This window comes from Polyangium jinanense (assembly GCF_028435365.1).
Genome location: NZ_JAGTJJ010000008.1, coordinates 1 through 21,596, shown reverse-complemented (window position 1 = coordinate 21,596; position 21,596 = coordinate 1). Strand labels below are relative to the sequence as shown.

Sequence of the window (21,596 nt, the reverse complement as noted above, 5' to 3'; positions counted from 1 at the left end):
TCGCTGCGCCCTCGCCGAGGATCTGCGACGTGAGTCCTCGGCGCACTGGCCTGCTGCGAGTCGGGGAAGAAGAACAACAATAAGAACAGCGGCACATGTACAAGAACATGTCCCGTGAGTACTTCTCCCGCCCTACGAAACAAGGCGTTTCAGAACAACACGAGCATGTCGTTGATATTTGCGATGTAGTGCTTCCGGGGGCTCGCTTCCCATATCGCGGATCCTTGTGGCTCAATTACGCCACGATGTTCCACGCAGGTAAAACAACGAAGATCACCGGGCTGTCCTACCGACAGCTCGACAACGCCGTCCGCAACCGTCGCCTCCGGCCGAGCGCTGGAGCGGCGCGTGGCCGCGGCACGGTCCGAAGCTTCAGCCAGCGGGACCTGGTCGCCCTCAGGCTGACGCAGCAGATCCTCGCGGCCGGTCACCGACTCGGGCCGTTCTTGCACATTATCAAGTACGTGCAGCACGGCAAGCGGCTGCCCGCCCTCGAGAAGCTCAAGGGCACGGTGCTCATCAGCAACGGGGCGAAGGTCCAGTTGCTCGACGGCACGAAGGTGAATCTCTCGGCGACGCTCGGCGCGCGGGGGGTGATCTACGCCGTCGACCTCGGAGCCGCTGCGGAGCATGTGCGCCGCGGGATCGAGCGGTTCGCCACTACATCCAGGCAGCACCCGCGCCGGGCAAACAAGAGCTGAAAAAGAGAACGGCTCCATCCGCCAGGTCTGCCCAGGCCGCGGATGGAGCCGTCCAGGAGATGTCATGACTCTAGCATGCGCTTCCACGGAATCCAATGCCGGGGACGAACGGGTGCTGCCCTTCGAGCCCCATCACATCAAGTACCTTGAGGACCGCGCCATCGTTCCAGATTGGGCCGCCGAGGCCGGTCTATGGTCGGTCTCCGCAGAGGAGGGGGCGAGGCAGCTCGGTCGGGATCAGCCTCTTCCCTGCGGCGGGATCGCGATCCCGTACCACAACGCGCCGGGATATGTACGAATCAGGCTCGACGAGGGCAAACCTCGCTACCTCGCCCCCGCCGGGCGGGAGGTCCCCATCTACATCCCGCCGGGGTGCGAGTTTGAGGGCTCCGCGCTGCTCTACGTTGTCGAGTCGCCGGGCAAGGCGCTGGTCCTCCAGGACAACTTCTTCAATGCTATCGGGCTCGGCGGGATCTACTCGACGCTCACGAAGGACCACAAGCTCAATGACTCGTGGAACGTGGTGGGCCTCGTCCGGCGCGAGGTCTTCATTGTGTTCGATGCCGGCCGGGCGGTGAACCCAGATGTAGCGCAGGCAGAGGCTCGGCTGGTCATGGCGCTCGAGCTGCGCGGCGCCAAGGTGAAGGCGGCGGCGCTCCCGCTGCGCGATGACGGCGAAGATCAAGGGCCGGACGACTTCCGCGCCGCGAACGGGTATACGGCGCTCTGCGATGTGCTCGCCGCGGCCATGCCAGCGAACCCCATCGACCGCGTCGCCATTCTTGCCACTCTGCCCACGCACGAGGCGCGTACGAAGGCGGCGATGGCGCTGCTCGCGGACATGCCGTTCTTGGCGGCGGTCCAAGCGCGCGGGGTCGTCGCCGAGACTGCGGTGGCCGAGGAACTCGGCAAGTACAAGGTGAAGCCGGCCGCGTTGAAGCGGGCCCTGAAGGAGTTCGAGAGCAAGCTCAAGGCGAGGAGAAAGCGCGACGCCGAGGTGGCGCCGCCCATGTCGAAGTACGTCGTTCACGATGGTAGGTTTTGCATTCTGTCCGGGATCGGCGACACGACGCGCGTCGAGCCGCTCTGCAACTTCACGGCGCACATCGAACGGGAAGAAGTTGTCGACGACGGTGCCGAGCAGAAGCGACACCTCGTCGTGTCCGGGAAGCTGGCGGCTGGTGAAGCCCTGCCTGCGAGGCGGGTCGAGGCCAAGGATCTCGATCACGAGTTGTGGCCGCTCGAGCAATGGGGCCCCGACGCGATCATGTATCCCGTTCAGCGGGCGCCTCTTCATCTGCTCGCTGCCATCCAGGAGTCGTCGAGGTGGACGAGGGGTTACTCGTTCACACACAGCGGCTGGCGTGAGCACAACGGCGAGATGATGTTCCTGCACGCCAACGGCGGAGTGGGGGCCGGGGATGTATCGGTTCGCCTCGAAGGGGAGCTCGCGCGCTACAAGCTCCCGGCCGTGGCAGAGGACATCCCGGAGGCTATGAAGCTCGCGCTCTCGTTCCTCGAGCTGGCCGACCCGCGGATCACCGTGCCCCTCTTCTCTTCCGCGTTTCGAGCCCCCTTGCAGCACGCGTTGTACTGCGACTCGACCGTCTCGCTCTGCGGGCCCACGGGTTCCATGAAGACCACGCTCGTGGCCCTGCTCATGGCGTTTTACGGGAGCTTCGACGCAGAGCACCTGCCCGCGAGCTGGACGTGGACGGTGAACCGCCTCGAGCAGACGATCTTTACCGCGAAGGACATGCTCGTCGCCATCGATGACTTCGCTCCGACAAAGGCAGAAGCCGGTGATGATCTGCATCGCAAGGCGGCGCAGATCCTGCGTGCGATCGGTAACGCCAACAGCCGCGGCCGTCTCCGCGCCGATCTTACCGCGCGTCCCGACCGCCCCCCACGCGCCCTCGTGGTGAGTACGGGTGAGGACGCGCCGAGCGGGGAATCGATCCAGGCGCGTCTCATCACGGTCCGCATGAAGCCGGGCGATGTCGATCGCGTGAGGCTCACCGACTTGCAGAAGAACCGTGACCGGCTGCCGCACGCGATGCTCGGTTACATCTTGTGGTTGAAGTCGCAGATGAACGGCCTCCGCTCTTTGATGGAGAAGCGCTTCATCGAGCTGCGCGCCGAGCTGCACCAGGAAGGCCAGCACCTCCGCGCTCCGGCGGCGATGGCTCACCTGCTGCTGGGCATGGAGTACTTCTGCCTGTTCGCAAAGGACGTCGGCGTCCTCGATGAGAAGGGGTCCAGTGCGCTCCTGCAGAAGGCCCGCACCGCGCTGCGCGCCAACGCGACCGAGCAGTGCCGCGCGGCCGTCGACGTGAACCCCGTCCACCGCTTCATCAACGTGCTCCGCACGCTCCTCGTGCAGGGCAAGGTCAAGACGGTCGACGTGGGGTTTGCGCTCGACACCGCCGAGGGGAAAGGCATCGGCTGGGAGGACAAGGACCACTATTACCTGGTCCCCGATGCCGTCTACACGGCTGTGGTCGAGGCCATGCGTGCGGCAGGGCAGTCGATGCCCCTCGCGCAGCGCATGCTCTGGTCACGGCTCGTGGACGACGGGTTCGTTCTTCCTGGCGATGAGGAAGGCCGGTCGACTCGCAAGAAGTTCGTGGGTGGTCCGAACGGCCAGCGCGAGCGCGTATTGTGGTTCGTTCGGGAGAAGCTCGAGCTGCGGGACGCGATCTCCGAGCGAATCGACGAGTGCGCCGAGGAGAAGAATGACGAAGGAGATGACGACCCCGACGATGGCCCCGGCGGCCGAGGGGCCGGCGGCGACGGCGGCAGCAATCAGGGCGGCGGTAGCTCCGGCCCGCAGTTCGGCCTGCCCTTCCCGGTCATCCGCTCACCCGAGCCGGCGGGGGTGGTCTCGTCCGACCCCGGGGCCGCGCCCCGAGGCCCCGTTCCCCAGAACGGAACGGGGCGCGGAACGGGGCCCAGCTCGGGCTCCGGCGAGACGCACGAAACGCGGCAGATCCCGATGGTTACGGGGACAGATGGTGAGCTGGACATGGTTGATATTCCATCCGGCCCCGAAGCCCCGTTCGCTCAGGGGGAGAGGCTCTACTCCTACGTGCCGCAGAACGACGTGGGGGCTGGTCGCGCGGATGCAGAGTCTGCCTATGGGCCCTCTCTCTCCCCCCGGGCTTGCGGGGCTTCGGGGCCCGACCAGCTCAACATCGCACAATCGCTACGGTTTTCGCGCCCCGAAGCGCGCCCCGGAGCACACCCCCACCGGGGCGCGGTACCGTACGATGCGGGGCCGGGTGATCGGGACCACTTCGCGGGCGCGATTCTCCGTGCTGGCCGTGTGGGCCTGGTCGTCCACTCGACGGGTCCCGATATCACCGAGGGCCCTGTCATCGTCGTCGTCGCCCTGCCCGATGGCCAGGCGCGGGTGTTCCACACGTTCGGTGGCGAGGAACTCGGCCCTGTCGCCGATGCCCTCTGCCAGGTGACGGTCGTCGGCCACGACCTCAAGGGCGCGCTCGCGCAGTTTCAGTACCACCTCGGCTTCATGCCGGGCACGGTGGTGGACACGGCCATCGCGTGGCGGCTGCTCGACGGCGGCAGGCACTTCAAGAACGACAAGTACTTCTCCTTCGAGCGCGCGTGTGAGCAAGCGTTCGACAAGAAGATTGTTGAGAAGAACATTGAGTGGTGGATGACGCCCAGCCCCGAGCTACGCGATGAGCTCGCGCAACAGGCGCGGGATGTCCTGCTTCTCGCGGACATCTTCCAGAACGATCTCCAAGAAGAGCATATCGAAGAAGTAGCCGCGCTTGAGTTCAAGCTCCTCCCCATTGTCGCCCAGATGGAGGTGAGCGGCGTGCAGATCAACCGAGACCAGTGGAATCGGCTTGTCGACATGTGGACGAACGAGGCCGCGGAGCTGAAGAAGAACCTCGTTGCCATGCTGGGCGTGGAGGATCTCGATAACAACAATGAGATCCTCGCGGCTCTCCACCGACTCGGTCTCCAGGTCGAGGGCACAAGCGGTGAGGCTCTCGCGCCGTACATGTACCTCCCCGTGGCCCAGCAGCTCGTCCTCTACCGGCGCAAGAACGGCTTCGTCACGGGTGCCGGCAAGGGCGTGCTGCGGGCCTTCAGCCGTTCCGAGGACGGGCGCGTGCACGCGACGTTGAACCAGATCGGCGCCGTGACTGGCAGGTTCAGCGCTCGGCAGCCGAACCTGCTAGGCCTGCCGCGCGACAGACACGTGCGCTCGTGCATCCAGGCTCCCCCAGGCAAGAAGCTCGTCGTCGGGGATTACAACGCGATCGAGCTGCGCGTGCTCGCAGACCAGACGGGGGACGAGAAGCTCAAGGAGGTTTTCAGGAAGAGCGACGGAGACCCGCACCGCCACACGGCGTCGCTGTTGACGAACGTGCCCGAGAACCAAGTCACCGACGAGCAGCGCAACCGGGCAAAGCCCGTGAACTTCGGGGGCTCGTTCGGGATGGGCGTGAACAAGCTCATCGCCTACGCGAAGAAGAACTACAAGGTGGATCTCAGGCCAGAGCAGGCGGCGCAGTTCAAGCAAATGTTCTTGCAGAACTACGCGGGCATCGCCGCGTGGCAGAAGAAGATGGCCGAGGAGATGCCGGCCGAACTACGCACCAGGAGCGGGCGGGTCTCGTACTACTTCGATCCCGATGACGAATACAATGCGCGCCTGGCCTTCCCCATCCAGGGCACCGCGGCCGATGGCATGAAGCAGGCGATGGTGCTCCTCACCCCGCACCTCAAGCGGCTCGGGGCGCAGATGATCCTCGCGGTGCACGATGAGCTCCTCGTTGAAGCCCCCGAAGAACACGCCGAGGAGGTCAAGGTGCTCATGCGCGACTGCATGATCGCCGGGATGAAGAAGTACGTGCCCTCGGTGCCGATTGTGGTCGAGCCCAAGGTGATGTCGCGCTGGGAGAAGTAGATGGGCCACAGGCAACGGGCGGTGGACACGCGAGCTCCCCGCCCATCGGTTCTCGCCCGCCGTGGTCACGATCCTGGGCGTGCCGGTCAACCCCCCACGCCTTCCACCAACCCGGCGTGAAGCACAGCAAAAGCACGAAAATAGGCGCTTTTTTGCCAACAGGGACGACGCGGAAAATCCCCTTGTGTTCTACGCAGCCCTATGACTCCCTCGGGAACAGGCACCTGGATGTTCCGTTCGGGCCCAAAGCTCCGGGGCCATCCGGATGGCGAAGTGGCTGGATATCCAGGGTTTCGTTCTCCGGGGGCTTGGGATCGACACGGGCCGCGTATGGAGATGGTCCCCGAGTCGGTTCGCTCTGGAGCCCTGCCAGTGCCTGCCGTCGTCCTCCTGGCACTCGAGGTGGTGGGGTGCAGGCTCGACCGGGGCCGAGGGGCCTTGTGGTGCGACGGGCGAAAGGCCCGTCTCCGAGCCAGCGACAGATCTGCGAAGGTCTCGGGCAGGTCCATCGCCTAGAAAGTCGCGACGTCGCGACTTTGTCGCCGGGAGGCCGAGCTACGACCGGACCTCGGTGACCCGCCTTGAGAACGGGGTAGAGAGGGGCCGCGGCCATCGCCGACGGGTCCCTTCTTCCGCAGAAGAATTGGCATCCGCAATATGAAGCGACGCCCGTGCCCCTCTCGACCGACGCATCCTGGTCAGGCCATCCAGGTGAGCGGTTGACCGCCTCGACGCCTGATTCCTGATCTTGCTCGGGGACTTGCAACCGGAGCAGTCGACGAGCTGGGGTGGTTCTTGTGGCCGAAGGTGCTCTGGTAGCGCGATGGCGTCGCCGCGGGTGAGCCGGCCGGGCTATGCAGCCGCCTGCCCTCGCAAGAACTCGACGGCATGCTCGTAGGCCTTCTTGAGGGCGATGAAACTCTCGCTCGATCCGCCCTGATCGGGGTGATGAATCTTTGCCCCTCGGCGCCAGGCAGCTTTCACCTCTCCCTCGGTACACGGCCATGTCAGCCCGAGCTCCCGGATGAACCACGGGGTCGGGTCGGCTGCCTTCTGCGGGCCCGGAGCTGGGGCACCACCGTCCGGGCGCTCCCGAGGCGGCTCACGTCGTGCCGTCTCCGCCTTTTCTTGCCAGTATCGGCGTTCACGCTCCCACGAGGGCCGGAGCCTGTCCTCCACACTCCGTCGGGCCTCATCGACAAGCCGGGCGTGTCGCTGCTGGACGCTTTCTCCCGGGCGCAAGTCTTTGGGAAGGCTCTGCACGCACCACCACAAGATTTCCTCGGCGAGGGACGGCCGCCGGATCACCTTGGCCACCTCGTCTTGGATCCATTCATACTCGTTGAGGAGGCGCTGCCCGGCAGCGTTGTCGAGGAGCGCGACGACCTCCAAGAAGTCCGGCTCGAACGCCTGCCACCAAGCGACGCGGGCGATGGGGTCATGAACGTCCTCGATGCAGCACGTGCGAATGCCTCGCGAAGGGCGCCACAGGGTGCGGTTCCTGGGCTTGCCGGCATCGCGGTAGGACTGCTTCAGCATCGGCGTCAGGGTCGACCGGCCAGGGCCGGCATGAATGCAGTACGGATCGGCATATGACCGATCCGAAATGGGGGTCTTCTTCCAATGAATGAACATGGGCACCTCGCCACCGAGGCGTCGCCGACGAGGGGGAGCGTCAGCCGTAGTTCCGCGGATGCTCACCAGCCGCACGGTCGCTGCACGGTAGTTTCGACCAATCTACAACGAGGCAGTGCAATACACTAGATAAAAACGCGGGATTGAAGCATAAACGCTGGGCCGTGCGCGCCCCGTAGTTCCGGTCCATCGCGCGACCACACCGGTCCGCGGACCGGTAGTTCCTCGAATCGTCGCGCTGGACGTGCGCGGGGCCGCGAGGGGCGCGCGCGTCCGTAGCTATCTCGCGACCGCGCCTCCTGCGCGGACTGTATCAAACCCGGAAGTAAAAAAGAGAACGGGCCGAACCCGTTCTCTGCGGCATCACGCCGCGCGCCGCACCCGCCGGGACGGCTTGTGCCACGCCGGGGAGGCCACCGACTTCTTGGGCCTGCCCCTAGTCGCCTTCTCCCGGATGCCGCTCTCCGGCGCCGGCTCCTCGCTTGTCTTTGCGCGCTTGAGCTGCCTGCGATGGACAGCGTCCGGCATGCCGGCGTGCTGGGCCAGGAGCTCGCCGAGCACCTTGACCCTGCGGCAGACGGCGACCCTGTCCATGCCGAGCGCGGTGCCGATCTCGTCGAGGTCGTGTCCGGCGGCGCGCAGCTCGATGAGGTGGCGATCCCGCGGGGCGAGCGTCTCCAGCCATTCGTGCAAGCTGATGGCGCTGATGATCCGACCCATCGGATTCAGGCTGCGGGGCCGCGCCCTGCCGACATCCGCGTTCGACTCCTGGTTGTCGATCTGCGGGTTGTCCTCGAACTCCGCGACGTACTCGCCGAGGCCCAGGACCTCGACGCGGCGGCGGTTGTAGTTGCGCTGGTCGAAGACGTCCTTCAGCCGCTGGGTCCGATCGCCGGAGGCGAGATGGCGGCTCAGATCAATGGCGCGTAGACGGCAGGCATGCACGAGCAGAGCGTCGTCGAGGATGTCACCCACCTCGGCGTGTTTCTTGTAGAGCGCCCAGGTAAAGCCGAGGGCTTCCTGCATGCGCTCCTCACGAATGTTCTCGTGCAGGAAGCGCGCGACGGGGTTGAAGATGCCGCGCCGGATCTTCTTCTCGAACTCCTGGCGAATGTTCTTCGGAATCGTGGTCGTCACTGGGTCCTCCATGGAGCGCGCACACGGAGGCCCTTGCCCCGTGACGCGCAGAACGCGCGCCACGCAGGCGCGGAGACGTTTCAACGATGATGAGGAGGTCTCCTCATTGTTCTTATCCCGCTACATCGCGAATGTTTGCGAAGGACGAACCACCGACAGAACGTCACTGTGTTGCGGCGGAAGACCCGTGCATGAGACGACGACGCGCGGGGGCTAAAAGAACGGGCAAGTAGGCCCGTCCCCGCGTTGGCTCACGCGGCGTGCCGGAACGCGTCGAGGGAGACGCGGTCGCACCACGCGGCGTACTCCACGTACCAGACCTTCCACTGCTGGACGAACTCGGCGAACGCGAGCTCGCCCCGCACGAGGCGGGAGAAGAGCGCGTACTGCTCGACGATGCCCTCGTCCATGATGGAGAGCATCTGCGCTTCAATCTCCGCAGCGATCTTCGGCTCGGTGCCGGTCGATTCGAGGATGCGTCTGTAGAGGCCAATCTTGCGAAAGACGTTCACCGTCTTCTCGCAGCGTATCTTCTCCAGATCGAGAACGGCATGGGCAACACGACGAAGGATATTCATGAGGATTCCCTCCATCATTCTTATCCCCGAAACTGTTGCCATTTGTCCGAAGGGGAACGATTACGCGCGTATCCTTCGTTCGTGGTGTAGCTTGAGTAGAAGCCCCTCCTCTGAGGGATAACGAACAAGGCGCGCGCCCCGGCGTTCGGCGTTCGTGCGACCCCCGCCTCCGTCATGGAGACGCAGGCAGGCGGCGAGGGCCGGTGTGGCGTGGTCCTTCCACGCATCTCGCTGGGCAACCACGCGCATGGGGCACGCGGTTACCGCAACATCCGGCACGCGCTAGGCGACGGCGCACGAAGCTCGGGCTCACTTGGCGCAGTTCGGACGATGCCCCTTGATGAACAACGGAGCGAGGAAGTAGCCTCGGGATGATGCCCACGAACGATAGGCGCCGAGCTGAAGAGCGGAGAAGTACCCTTAGGCGCGGGAGGACCACTACGCCGACATCCCCCACCGCCGAAAAGCTATTTCTGCTGAATACTTTGCCGAGAGGTCGTCTCGCCGAGCTCTCCAGGGGCACGGGCGTCAGCTACACGACCCCGTTGGAGCAGCTTGGCGCCCTCTGCGACAGCTTCGACAGCGTGCTCATGAAGCTCAAAAAGAACGAGTTGAAGAGCATGTGTGCAGCGGCTGGTCTCGGCGACGGCGGCACCAAGTTGGAGCTCGTGCTTCGTCTGAGGGGCAGTGAAGTTCATGCGACGACGCCCGAGGACGAGCTATGGCGCACTGCCGTCCACGAGGCTGGCCATATCTTGTTATACGAGCTTTACGACATCGGTTACTCGGAGGCCAGCCTCAGCCCGGAATGTGCAGATGTGGCCGGAAGCGTGACGGCTTCGATCGGCTCAAACGTGTTAAGCAATATGTCGACGGCAGCCGAATTACGGGAGTTTGCGCAACGAGTTGTGATGGCTGCAGTGGGTGGGCTCGCCGCCGAAAGGATTGTATGCCGGACCGATAATGCTGGAATCCTTGCTGGCGCGCACAGCGACACTGCGCAGGCGTCTCAGATCCTGGGCGCGTTGACAATACCGTCGGAGAATCCGGAACGAGAACGCCGAGCATGGCTCCAGTGGCTACTGGCCCGTACTGCTTCGGTGATTCGATTGAATCTGGAGCCCCTTGAGGCAGTAGCTCGTGAGCTCCTTCGCTGCGGTAAGCTGTCTCGTGCACAGGTGCAAGATGTCTTGGCAGGTCATCAGCTGCAAGACGGTGATTTGACACAAGAGTCTATACGATCGCTTGCGGCAGGCCGATACGAGGATAGTCCCGAGAAGCCTTTGTGATCAACACCAGCTGTTACCCTCGTTGTCACTCACGGTGCTAAAAAAACGGGACAAGAAGCCCCTTCCCGTGGGAAGCAGGCAGTAGCTCGGGAGCCAAAGGGGGCGGCGGCAAGCCGCCCCCTGGCACGCCCGCCGATAATAACAAGAGCAATCAGGGCAACCCGACCAACCCGGTGTACTATCAGTCGCGCGGGCAGCCGGTCCCCTCCAACCTGCCCTCGGGCCCGAAGCCGCCCGGCAAGTAGACCCCCTGCTGGCTTCCAGCGTCACGCCTCGCCGTGCGTAAACGCGAGCCCCCATCGCTCGCGGCTCAGCGCCATCTCCTCGCGGTTATTCGCCCGCAACACCCACTCGTTACTCCTCCTCCCCGAGCGTGTAGTAGGCGTCGACCCGACCGCCGAGCCGGAAGACGACCAGCTCGAACCCCGGGAGCAAGGACCAGCGGAACATCAACGGCTCTCCCTCGGCTTCTACCCACATGTGCGTACCCGCGTGCATCACGCGGCCCTCCACCGTTGTAGATGTCTTGGGCACGGGCTTCGTCCACCTTCAACGATTCCCGCGCCGCTGGCGGAGGTGACGTTTTCGGTCCGATGTGCTGCACGGAGTCGGAGCAGCCTGCGTCCGTCCGACGTTATCATCGCCACCGGAACGGGAGGTCGCGATGCAGCAGGGGCACGGGGGCGACGAGTACATCCTCACGGGGCGAGTCGTCGACATCCAGACCGGGCAAGGACTGCCGGATGTGCGCGTCGAGGCATGGGACAAGGGGCGGCTCTGCAACGACCTGGTCGCGTGCGCCTTCTCCGACGCGCTCGGCATCTTCCGCATTGTTCTTGAGACCCGGCACCTGCGCGAGCTCTTCCTCGACCGCGTCCCGGTGTTGTTCTTCCGCCTCTTCGAGGGACCGACCTGCATCGCCAGCACGGAGCGCTCGGTCCTCTGGCGTGTCGATCGCCCGGAGAGCGCGGTGCGCATCGAGATCAACCGCTCGACGAGTACACGCAGCTTCACCCCGGCACCCTTCATCGTGCGCGGTCGGGTGGTCACGGCCGCGGGGGCGCCACGCGCGGGCCTCGTCGTGCGCGCCTACAACCGGAACCTCCGCGAGGAGCAGCTCCTCGGCGAGGCCACGACCAGCGATACTGGTAGCTACCGAATCGTCTACGCGGCCGACAAGCTCGCCCAGGACTTCGAGTACACCGGCGCTCTGCTCGACGTGGCGCTCTTCGATCCCGGCCCCGGACGCGGGCACCGGAAGTCGGCTGCTGATCTCGTCGTGCGCGTGTACGACACGGAGCGCGCCGTCACGGCCGAGAAGAAGCTCTGCCACGCGCCACCCACGGCCACAGTGAACCTGGTGATGGGCGGCGAGATCTACCGCGGCCCCTCGGCCTACGAGCGCCTTGTTGTTCTTCTGGCCCCTGCCATCCGCGGCGCCTCTCTGACGGACCTCACCGAGGAGGACATTCGCCACCTTGCGTGCAGCCTGCGCCTCGATCTGGACGACCTCGACGCCCTCGTCACGGCCACGCAGCTCGCAAGCGCCCTCGGGATCCACCCCGCGGCCCTCTACGGGTTGTTCCGCGAAGGACTCCCCCGTGAGCGCCGTGCCCTGCTCACGACGAGGCCATCCGAGCAGCTCCGGGCGCTTCTTCTCGCGCTCGAGCATAGCTTGATCCCGACTGGGCTCCGGGAGCAGGTCAACGCCATACTCGCAGCGCTCCACAAGTCCGCCGTGCAGCTCGCCTTCGAGCCAGCGGACCCCTGGCTCTCCGTGGGCGATCTCCTCGCCATCGCGCTTCCCGCCCGAGATGCGCAGGAAACGCTGGTCTCGGCCTACCTCCAGTACGAAGGGCCGGTCGAGAGCTTCTGGCAGGGACTTCGCGAGCACCGGTCGTTCAAAGAAGAAGGGCTCGTCGACCGCGTGCAGCTCGCCCTGCAGCTAGCCACGCTCAGCCGTCAGCACCTGCCCCTTGTTCGTGCCCTCGACGATTGGCGTCGCAGCGGCATGTGGTCGTCGCTCGCTGATCTCGCCAAGCTCTCCGTCCCCGACTGGCTCGCCCTGCTGGAGAAGGGCATCGACGGCGCACCCATCGGCTACCCGACCGACGTGCCGGGCGCCGACGACAAGGAGAAGAGCGCGAACTACGCGCTGCTCTTGACCGACACGCTGGCGAACACCCTCCCCACGGCCGCTCTCGCGGGGCAGCTCCAGGGCAAGGCGGATCAAGACCTCGCACTGTTCTTCTCGAAGAACCCGGACTTCGAGATCGGCAAGACCCAGGTGCGCTCCTACTTGCAGGAGAAGCCTGGTGCCCTCGACGGCCTGTCCTCCCCGAAGACCGCGACGGCGAACCTCGAGGCACTCGAGCGCCTCTTCAAGGTGACGCCGAACCCCACCGAGATGAACACGCTCTTCTCCGCGGGCATCCACTCCGCGCAGAGCATCCAGAAGCTCGGCAAGCCGGCGTTCATCAAGTCGTACAGCCAGGTGCTCGGGGGCCAGTCCAAGGCCGAGAGCCTCTTCCAGAAGGCCCAGCAGATCACGAGCGGCGCCCTCGCGCTCTTCGGGAAGTTCGCCTCCATAGCTCGACCGCCTGGGCTCTATGTCCTCCCCGCTCCAGACCTCGCAAGCACGGGTGACTCCGCCGCGCTCATGGACATCTTCGGCCCGCAGAACCTCGCCTGCGAGCACTGCGCGTCGATCTACGGCCCGGCCGCCTACCTCGTCGACGTCCTCGACTTCCTGGGCCGCTACCCGGCAACCCAGAACAAGCCTGGGGATCCCGTAACGGCCCGTGACGTTCTTCTCGCCCGGCGCCCGGATCTCGCAGGCATCGAACTGTCCTGCCAGAACACCCTGACCGAGGTGCCGTACGTGGATCTCGCCGATGAGATCCTCGAGTTCCGCCTCGCCCACGCTGTTGACCCGTCCGTCGTCCTCGACGCGCACATCAAGACCGTGGGCACCGCGGAGGAGCTCGCGCTCTCACCCCAGCCCATCCACGGCAAGGCGCGCTTCACGGCCTACAAGGCGCTCGCGCAGGGGAAGTTTCCCCCGGCGCCGCCGTTCAACGTCTGGGCCGAGGAGACGGACATCCTGCTCGCGCACTTCGGCACCTCGCGCGCCGAGCTTGTTGACGTCTTCTCCCAGGCCCCGGCCACGCCGGCGCCGCCGGCCCCCGGCCTGCTCGATGCGTTCTCGGCGCTGCTCGAGGAGACCAAGGCGGACGCCTCCGCGTTCTTCTCGGCCGTCGCCGAGCGCGCTGGGCTGCCCGCTGCGGACCTGGATGTCCTCGTCAGCAAGCTCGGCCTCGTCTTCCCCTCGAGCTTCGAGAACGAGGCTGCGGTCGGCCGCCTCTGGAACGCGATCCAAGTCGTGAAGGGACTCGGCGTGTCCGCGACGCGGGCCATCCCCTGGGCCACCACAACGGCTCCGATCGAGAGCGCCAACCCCGCCGTGCTCACCGCCCCAGCTCTTGCAGATGATGTACGCCTGGCCGTGAAGGCAAAGTACACGGAGGACGCCTGGCCCGAGATCGGGCGCATCTTTCGCGATGATCTGCGCGAACTACAACGAAAGGTGCTGGTCTCTGCCGCGCTCGCGCTGGGCAAGTACGACTCCACGAACGACCTCTTCGCAGAGCTGCTCGTCGACGTGGAGATGAGCCCGAAGCCGACGACGTCGCGCATCCAGCAGGCGATCAGCTCGGTGCAACTCTTCGTGCAGCGCTGCTTCATGGGCCTGGAGCCCGCGGTCACGTCCCTCGACGACGAGGCCGCCGCGCAATGGGCGTGGATGAAGAACTACCGGGTCTGGGAGGCCAACCGAAAGATCTTCTTCCACCCGGAGAACTGGATCGAGCCCGAACTGCGCGACGACAAGACGCCGTTCTTCAAGGAGCTCGAGAGCGAGCTACTCCAGGGGAACATCACCGACGCCCGCGCCGAGGGGGCATTCCGCAAGTATCTGCAGAAGCTTCACGATGTGGCTCACCTCGATATCGTCGGTGTGTGCGAGGAGGGTCAGAAGACCGGAAGCTCATGGATCACGATCCTGCACGTCATCGGCCGGACGCACACCTCGCCGCGCGTGTACTACTATCGGCAGCGCGTCGACCAGTTGTGGTCTCCCTGGGAGAAGCTCGACCTCGATATCCAGAGCGAGCACGCCTTGCTCGCCGTCTACAACCGTCGACTGTACTTGTTCTGGGCGCTGCTCGAGGAGGCCGAGGACACCGGGCAAGATGCGGCACCTGCGCCGAAGGGCGGCAAGCCCGCGGGCAACAAGAACAAGTACGAGCTCGACGAGCACGGTAAACCCGAGAAGGACATCGACCCTGATATCGACGAGCCGCACAAGTCGCCGGGGCCCAAGGCGCCTGCCATCAAGAAGAAGCCGATGCGGCTCAAGATGGCGTGGAGCGAGTACCAGAACGGCCGATGGTCACCGAGGAAGACCGGCCCGGAAGAGCCTCTACGCCTCGATCTGCCCGAGGGCGACCCGGCTGCGCTGACGTTCTGGAGCACGTACAAGAACGGCCAGCTCGCCATTCTCTGCGCGGTGAAAGAACTGGCCCCGCCGGATCGAGCGCGCCGGGTGTACGAGCTCATGCTGGGCTGCGACGGACGCCTGACTGCTGGTCCTGCGTCGAATCCATGTCCCACGGGCGCGCCGTACGGCTCGCACCTCGCGGGGATGGAGTTCATCAAGGACAAGGACACCGTGGGCCTCTGGCTGCGCGGCTTCGTCCTCACCGACAAGGACGTGAAGGTCCTCGGGGCGACGCCGAGCGCGTACCAGCTCGTCTGCGCGGAGCGCGGACCGATGCTCTGGACCATGCTTCACGGCGGATTCCCGCACCCGTCGTTCTTCTACAAGGACGACAGCAGGACCTTCCTCGTCAGGATCGAGCACCAGGCTCGAGTGCCCAAGCGCGCGGTGGCGGGAGAGGCGTCCCCCATGAAGCCGTGGGGACAGGTGCTGCCCGGACTCCCGCCCGCGCCGGCCGAAGGGCCGTTCTACATCCCCAATATCTCGATCGAGCTCGACCCGCGTCAGGTCCGAATTGAGACGTTCTACCACCCGCACGCCTGCGGCATGCTCGAGGCTCTCGATGGCGACGGCCTCGACGGTCTCTTCCGCTGGCCGGCGGACGGCTCTGCCGTCCAGCTCCGGAGCGACGTCTATTTCCAGAAGACCTACAAGCCGGCGCTCTCCGTGGTGAAGAAGCCGTATCCGGTCGATGATATCGACTTCTCCCTGGCGGGTGCCTACAGCCAATACAACTGGGAGGTCTTCTTCCACGCGCCCTTCCTCATTGCCTGCATGCTCATGAAGAACCATAGGCACGAGGAGGCCCAGCGCTGGTTCCACCGCATGTTCGACCCCACCCCGGGCACAGGCGGCCCGGAGCGGTTCTGGAAGGTGAAACCCCTCCGCGAGAAGGCCGATCCGAAGGCGCTCGCGGCCGAGCTCGCCGCGCTCGCGGCAGGGGATGAAGCAGCCCTCGGGGAGCTCGCGGCGCAGATCAAAGCCTGGCGCGAAGAGCCCTTCAATCCCCACCTCATCGCACGCATGCGGCCGATCGCGTACCAGCGGGCCGTCGTGATGAAGTACATCGACAACTTGATCGCGTGGGGCGACTACTTGTTCTCCCAGGACACGCGCGAGGCGATCAACGAAGCGACGGGGCTCTACATCCTCGCGGCGGACATCCTCGGCCCGAAGCCCGAGCTGAACACACAGCCCGAGGCTGCTCCGAAGACATACGCAGAGCTTCTTGCCTCCGCCCCGCTCGCCGACCTCGAGAACCTCGTGCCCGAGCTGAAAGGCGCCGGGGATGTTCCCCTCATCGACACGGCCCACTTCTCGATCCCGCCGAACGACACGCTCCTCGGGTACTGGGATCTCATCGCGGACCGGCTGTTCAAGGTCCGGCACGGGCTCAACATCGAGGGCCAGGCACGTCCGCTCCCGCTCTTCGCGCCGCCGATCGACCCGGCACTGCTCGTGAAGGCCGCGGCGATGGGCGTTGATTGGAAGGACGTCAGCGAGGTCGTTCCAATGCCCCACTACCGCTTCGGGGTTCTGCACGCCAAGGCGATGGAGTTCTGCGGCGGCGTGATCGCCCTGGGCGCGGCCCTGCTCTCCGCGCTCGAGAAGAAGGACGCGGAAAAGCTGACCCTGCTGCGTGCGACGCACGAGGCGGCCGTGCTTTCGGCCACTCGGGAGGTGAAGAAGAAGCAGATCGACGAGGCAAAGCAGACGCTGGCGGGTTTGAAGAAAGCTCGGGAGGCCGCGGCGATCCGGCACCTGCACTACAAGAGCCAGCCGTTCATGAATTCCTACGAGGAGCAGGCGATGGTGATGTCAGGCGCCGCCGCCGTCACCCAGTTCCTCATGCAGGCGACGCATACCGAGGCAGGCGCGTTCTATTTGCTGCCCACCGCGCTCACGGGCAGCGTCGGACCCATGCCAACTGCGCTATTCGCGTATGGCGGCGTAAACTTTGCGAAGTCAGGCGAGTCGTTCGGGAACGTGCTCGCTGCGATGACGTCTCTTTTGCGCGACGGTGCCGCGATGAGCGCGACGATGGGCTACTACACCCGCCGCGCCGAGGACTGGAAGCTCCAGGAGAAGATCGCCGCCAAGGAGATCGAGCAGCTCGACAAGCAGATCTTGGCCGCCGAGATCAGGCTCGTGCTCGTAGAGAAGGATCTTGAGAACCACGACCTCATCGTGGAGAACGCCAAGGTCGTCGAGGCGACGCTGCGCGACAAGTTCACGAACGAGGCGCTCTATTCCTGGACGGTGAACGAGATCTCGACGGTGTACTTCGACGCGTACAAGCTCGCGCTCGGCATGGCCAGGCGGGCCGCGAAGGCGTTCAAGCACGAACTCGCGCAGGCCCCCCCGGATGTCTCGCTCACGCACTGGGACAATACGAGAAACGGCCTGCTCGCAGGGGAGAAGCTGTTGCAGCAGCTCCGCCAGATGGAGGCCGCGTACCTCGACAAGAACGAGCGGGAGTACGAGATTACGAAGCACATCTCCCTCGCGCAGCTCGCCCCGCAGAAGCTCCTCGAGCTGAAGCAGAAGGGTGTCTGCGAATTCGACGTGCCCGAGCTCGAGTTCGACCTCGACTTCCCAGGGCATTACCTGCGGAGGCTCAAGACCGTCAGCCTCTCCGTCCCCTGCGTGACGGATGCCTATGGCACGCTCAACGCCACGCTCACGCTGGTGAAGAGCCGCGTCCGGAAGAGCACCGAGCTCACCGGGGGCTACGGCGAGAAGGTGAGCGACGGCCGATTCACCACGCCGTACGTCGCCCCGATTTCGCTCGCCATCAGCGGCGCGCAGAACGACGCGGGCGTCTTCGAGCTGTCTCTGCGTGACGAGCGGTACTTGCCCTTCGAGGGCGCGGGTGCCATCGGCACGTGGAAACTGGAGCTCTCGACGAACAACACCGACCTCGACGCCGTGAGCGACGTTGTTCTCCACGTCCGCTACACGGCGATCGACGGCGGAGACTCATTGAAAACTGAAGCGCAGAAGAACACCGCGCTGCTCCTCTCGGGCCTGCGCTTGTTCTCGGTGAAGGACGAGTTCCCGACGGAGTGGCGGCACTTCTTCAAGGCGGATGCCGGCGCGGCACAGACGCTGGTGCTGCCGCTCGAGAAGAGCGTGTTCCCGCGGTCCCGCAGAGGCGGCGCCCCGCAGATCAACGCCGTTCGGCTGTTCGCCGCCTGGAAAGACCCCACGGCGTACTTCGCGGGCACGCCTCTCGCGGTGAGCGTCGCGCCGCCTTCGGCCTCATCCGTGCCGACCGTGCTCGTGAAGGGCCCCGGCGCGCTCGACAGCCTCGCCGTGAGCCCGACGCTGACGCCTGCCGCCGGGACATCCTGGGCTGCCGGTTCGTGGACACTCTCGGCTACGAGCCCCGTGGGCGAGGACCTCGACAACATCTGGGTCCTCTGCGACTTCACGCGCAAGGGGACCTGACCATGGAGGGCATGCCAAAGCGGTCCTCGATCGTCCCCAGGCCGACGGTGAAGGCGCCCGACCCCTCGCTGCCCAAGGGCGGCGGTGCGGTGCGCGGGCTCGGGGAGAAGTTCAACGCGAACGTCGCCATGGGCACGGGCACGTTCAACGTCCCGATCGCGACGACGCCCTGCAGGGGCCTCACGCCCGAGTTCACGCTCACCTACGACTCGGGGACCGGGAACGGCCCCTTCGGCGTCGGCTGGCACCTCTCGGTCCCGTCGATCACCCGCAAGACGGACAAGGGCCTGCCCGAATATACCGACCACTGGGACACGGATACGTTCATCCTCTCCGGCGCCGGGGACCTTGTTCCGGTGCTCGGTCCGGATGGGAAGAAGCTGATCACCACCGAGCAGGGCCGGAGAATCCAGCGCTACCAGCCTCGCGTCGAGGGGGCCTTCGCCCGCGTCGAGCGCATCACCGAGGCGGGCGCCCATTACTGGCAGGTGACGACGAAGGACAACATCCGGCACATCTACGGCAAGTCGAAGACTGCCCGGGTTGCCGATGCGTTGTACCCCGACCGGATCTTCACCTGGCGCCTCGAGCGCACGGAGGACGCGCGGGGAAACATCATTCAGTACGAATACAAGGCCGAAGACCTGGCAAACGTGCCGAAGTCTCTCCACGAGAAGCACCGGCACGAGGATCCCAAGCTCTTCTCGAACAGCTACTTGAAGCGCATTCGGTACGGGAACAAGAAGCCCGGCGAGGCCGACGACTTCTACTTCCAGGTCGTCTTCGACTACGGCGAGCACGACGCCGAGGCCCCGACGCCGAATGAGGTGAAGCCGTGGCCCTGCCGGAAAGACCCGTTCTCGAGCTACAGGGCCACCTTCGAGATCCGCACCTACCGCCTCTGCCGGCGCGTTCTGGTCTTCCACCACTTCCCTGAGCTCGGCGCGGAGCCGGTGCTCGTGCGCTCGACGGACTTTACCTATGCCGAGGCGCCGACGCTCTCGCAGCTCGTCGCGGTCACGCAATCGGGGTACATCCAGAAGAACGGCGGCTACACGAAGAAGTCGCTGCCGCCGCTCGAGCTCGGCTACTCCCTGCTCGAGCTCCATACCGAGGTACAGACGGTTGACCCGGAGTACACGGCGGACCTCGGCAACGTCGACGGCAAGCGGGCGCGGTGGGTGGACCTCGAAGGCGAGGGGCTGCCCGGTGTTCTTGTCCAGCACGGCGAGGGCTTGTTCTACAAGCAGAACTTGGGCGATGCCGAGCTCGCGCCGGCCAGGCAGCTCATCCGCCGCCCCAATGCCCTTGCACCCACCATGGGTCGCACGGAGCTTCTGGATCTCGAGCACGAGGGCCGTCCGAGCCTTGTGTTCTTCAGCAGGACCGGCTCAGGGATTCACGAGCGTACCGAGGATGGCGAATGGGGGCCGTTCATGCCTTTCTCCTCCCATCCGAACATCCCCTGGAACGATCCGGGCGTGCGCTTCATCGACATCACCGGCGACGGCCAGCAAGACATCATCTTCACGAGCGGGCACGTGCACATCTGGTTTCCCTCGCTCGGCAAGAACGGCTGGGGACCGCCGCGGAATCTGCCGATGGTCTTCGACGAGGACCTGGCGCCAACGGAGGTGTACCGGGACAATCGAGGCATTGTCTTCGTCGCGGACATGACCGGCGACGGCATGCCCGACATCGTGCGGATCAAGAATGGCAGCATCTGCTACTGGCCAACCCGTGGCCTCGGGCGGCTCGGGCCCAAGGTCGAGATGAGCAACGCGCCGCGGTTCGATGACCCGCTCCGTTTCGATCCACGGCGCATCCGGCTCGCGGACATCGACGGCTCGGGGACCACGGACATCCTCTACATCGGCGCGGACGGGATCCAGATCGCCTTCAACCAGGCGGGCAATAGCTGGAGCAAGGTCGAGAAGCTGCAGGGGTTCCCCACGGCGGACCTCGGGTCGCCGCTCTCGGTGCTCGACTTCCTGGGCACGGGTACGGCCTGCATCGTCTGGTCCTCGCCCTGGAAGGGCGTGGCGCAGCCGCCGATGCGGTACATCGACCTTCTCGGCTCGAAGAAGCCGTACCTGCTCACCTCGGTGAAAAACAACCTCGGGGCAGAGATGAAGCTCGAGTACGCGCCCTCGACGAAGTTCTACCTGGAGGACTTGAAGAATAGGACGCCCTGGGTCACGCGACTGCCCTTTCCGGTACACGTGCTCGCCCGCGTCGAGACCCACGATGCCGTGAGCGGTACGAGGTTCGTCAGTACATACAATTACCACCATGGCTACTACGACAGCGCGGAGAAGGAGTTCAGGGGGTTCGGCCTTGTAGAACAATGGGATGCTGAATCGTTCTCCGAGAACGAGTTCCACCTCCCGCCGGTCCTGACGAAGACCTGGTTCCACACGGGCGCCTTCTTCGAGAAGGACAAGATCGAGAAGCAGTTCGCGAGGGAGTACTACGCGCTCGACGCCCAGGCGCCTGTACTTCCCGACGCTGTTCTTTCCCAAGGCATGAGCCCGAGGGAGGCACGGGAGGCGGCGCGGGCCCTCAAGGGGCAGATGTTGCGGCAGGAGATCTACGGGCTCGACGGCTCGCCGCAGCAAGAACACCCGTACCTCGTCACCTCGGCCAGCCACGAGATCCGTAAGCTGCAGCCTGCCACGGACAAGGCGCACGCGGTCTTCTTCCCGTACGTCCGGGAGAAGCTCGAAGCCCACTACGAGCGGAATCCGAAGGATACGCGCGTCGTCCACACCCTGGCGCTCGAGGTGGACACGTTTGGGCACGTGACGCGCTCGGCGACAGTGGCCTACGCCCGCCGGAACATGGAGCTGCCCGAGCAGGGCCTGCTCGCCACGATCACCGAGGCCACGGTGGCGAACGAGCCCGCCCAGTCGGGCTTCTACCGGCTCGGGGTGCCCGTCGAGACCCGGACGTACGAGCTCACTGGCCTGCCGAAGGCGCAGAGCGCCTGCCTGCCCTTCGCCAGCGTCCTCGCCTCGGTGAACAACGCGGCGACCATCCCCTATGAGGCCCCCCCCGATGGCAGCCTCCAGAAGCGCCTCGTCGAGCACGTGAGGCACCTCTACTGGGACAGCTCGACCCTGGCCGGCCCGCTGCCTCTCGGGGCCGGGGACGGGCTTGCGCTGCCCTACGAGACCTACGCCGCCGCCTTCACCCCGGCACTGCTCGCCAAGGCCTACGGCTCCCGCGTCACGCCGCAGCTCCTCGCCGAGGGCGGGTACGTCGAGCAAGACGGCTTGTTCTGGATCCGGAGTGGACGGGAGA

The 21,596-nt window shown here is 65.4% G+C and carries 9 protein-coding genes; 5 read left to right on the top strand and 4 right to left on the bottom strand.

Annotated elements, in window-relative coordinates:
• Nucleotides 1-95: 95 nt before the first annotated feature.
• Both KEG57_RS18085 and KEG57_RS18080 read left to right on the top strand, forming a co-directional pair.
• A complete protein-coding gene (locus KEG57_RS18085) occupies nt 96-701 on the top strand; it encodes a hypothetical protein (RefSeq protein ID WP_272458661.1) in 606 nt (201 codons plus the stop codon).
• A 64-nt stretch (nt 702-765) separates the two neighbouring features.
• A complete protein-coding gene (locus KEG57_RS18080) occupies nt 766-5,646 on the top strand; it encodes a DNA polymerase (RefSeq protein ID WP_272458660.1) in 4,881 nt (1,626 codons plus the stop codon).
• Nucleotides 5,647-6,498: 852 nt separating this feature from the next.
• Here the strand turns inward: KEG57_RS18080 and KEG57_RS18075 are convergent.
• The 3 genes from KEG57_RS18075 to KEG57_RS18065 form a co-directional block, all read right to left on the bottom strand.
• Nucleotides 6,499-7,356, bottom strand: a complete 858-nt coding sequence (locus tag KEG57_RS18075; RefSeq protein ID WP_272458659.1) for a hypothetical protein — start codon at nt 7,354-7,356, stop codon at nt 6,499-6,501.
• A gap of 288 nt (nt 7,357-7,644) precedes the next feature.
• Entirely contained in the window at nt 7,645-8,418 is a 774-nt protein-coding gene (locus tag KEG57_RS18070) for a hypothetical protein (RefSeq protein ID WP_272458658.1), read from the bottom strand.
• Nucleotides 8,419-8,669: 251 nt separating this feature from the next.
• Nucleotides 8,670-8,996, bottom strand: coding sequence for a hypothetical protein (locus KEG57_RS18065; RefSeq protein WP_272458657.1), 327 nt, complete (start codon nt 8,994-8,996; stop codon nt 8,670-8,672).
• 545 nt (nt 8,997-9,541) lie between these two features.
• On the opposite strand from KEG57_RS18065, the gene KEG57_RS18060 reads away from it, so the two are divergent.
• Nucleotides 9,542-10,285 carry an SAP domain-containing protein gene (locus KEG57_RS18060; protein WP_272458656.1) on the top strand — a complete coding sequence of 248 codons (744 nt, stop codon included), beginning with the start codon at nt 9,542-9,544 and terminating at the stop codon, nt 10,283-10,285.
• A gap of 354 nt (nt 10,286-10,639) precedes the next feature.
• Here KEG57_RS18060 and KEG57_RS18055 read toward each other — a convergent pair whose 3' ends face one another.
• On the bottom strand, nt 10,640-10,819 hold the full coding sequence (locus tag KEG57_RS18055; RefSeq protein WP_272458655.1) for a hypothetical protein: 180 nt from the start codon (nt 10,817-10,819) through the stop codon (nt 10,640-10,642).
• A gap of 130 nt (nt 10,820-10,949) precedes the next feature.
• Here KEG57_RS18055 and KEG57_RS18050 point away from each other — a divergent pair, with 130 nt between their 5' ends.
• Together KEG57_RS18050 and KEG57_RS18045 are read left to right on the top strand one after the other, a co-directional pair.
• Nucleotides 10,950-18,293, top strand: a complete 7,344-nt coding sequence (locus KEG57_RS18050; protein ID WP_272458654.1) for a Tc toxin subunit A-related protein — start codon at nt 10,950-10,952, stop codon at nt 18,291-18,293.
• An 11-nt stretch (nt 18,294-18,304) separates the two neighbouring features.
• Nucleotides 18,305-21,596, top strand: a 3,292-nt coding sequence (locus tag KEG57_RS18045) for a SpvB/TcaC N-terminal domain-containing protein (RefSeq protein WP_272458653.1), incomplete at its 3' end; no start/stop codon positions are given.

Coding starts and splice junctions, on each gene's coding strand:
- KEG57_RS18085 (WP_272458661.1), top strand. CDS start 96: ATGTACAAGAACATGTCCCGTGAGTACTTCTCCCGCCCTACGAAACAA.
- KEG57_RS18080 (WP_272458660.1), top strand. CDS start 766: ATGACTCTAGCATGCGCTTCCACGGAATCCAATGCCGGGGACGAACGG.
- KEG57_RS18065 (WP_272458657.1), bottom strand. CDS start 8,996: ATGAATATCCTTCGTCGTGTTGCCCATGCCGTTCTCGATCTGGAGAAG.
- KEG57_RS18050 (WP_272458654.1), top strand. CDS start 10,950: ATGCAGCAGGGGCACGGGGGCGACGAGTACATCCTCACGGGGCGAGTC.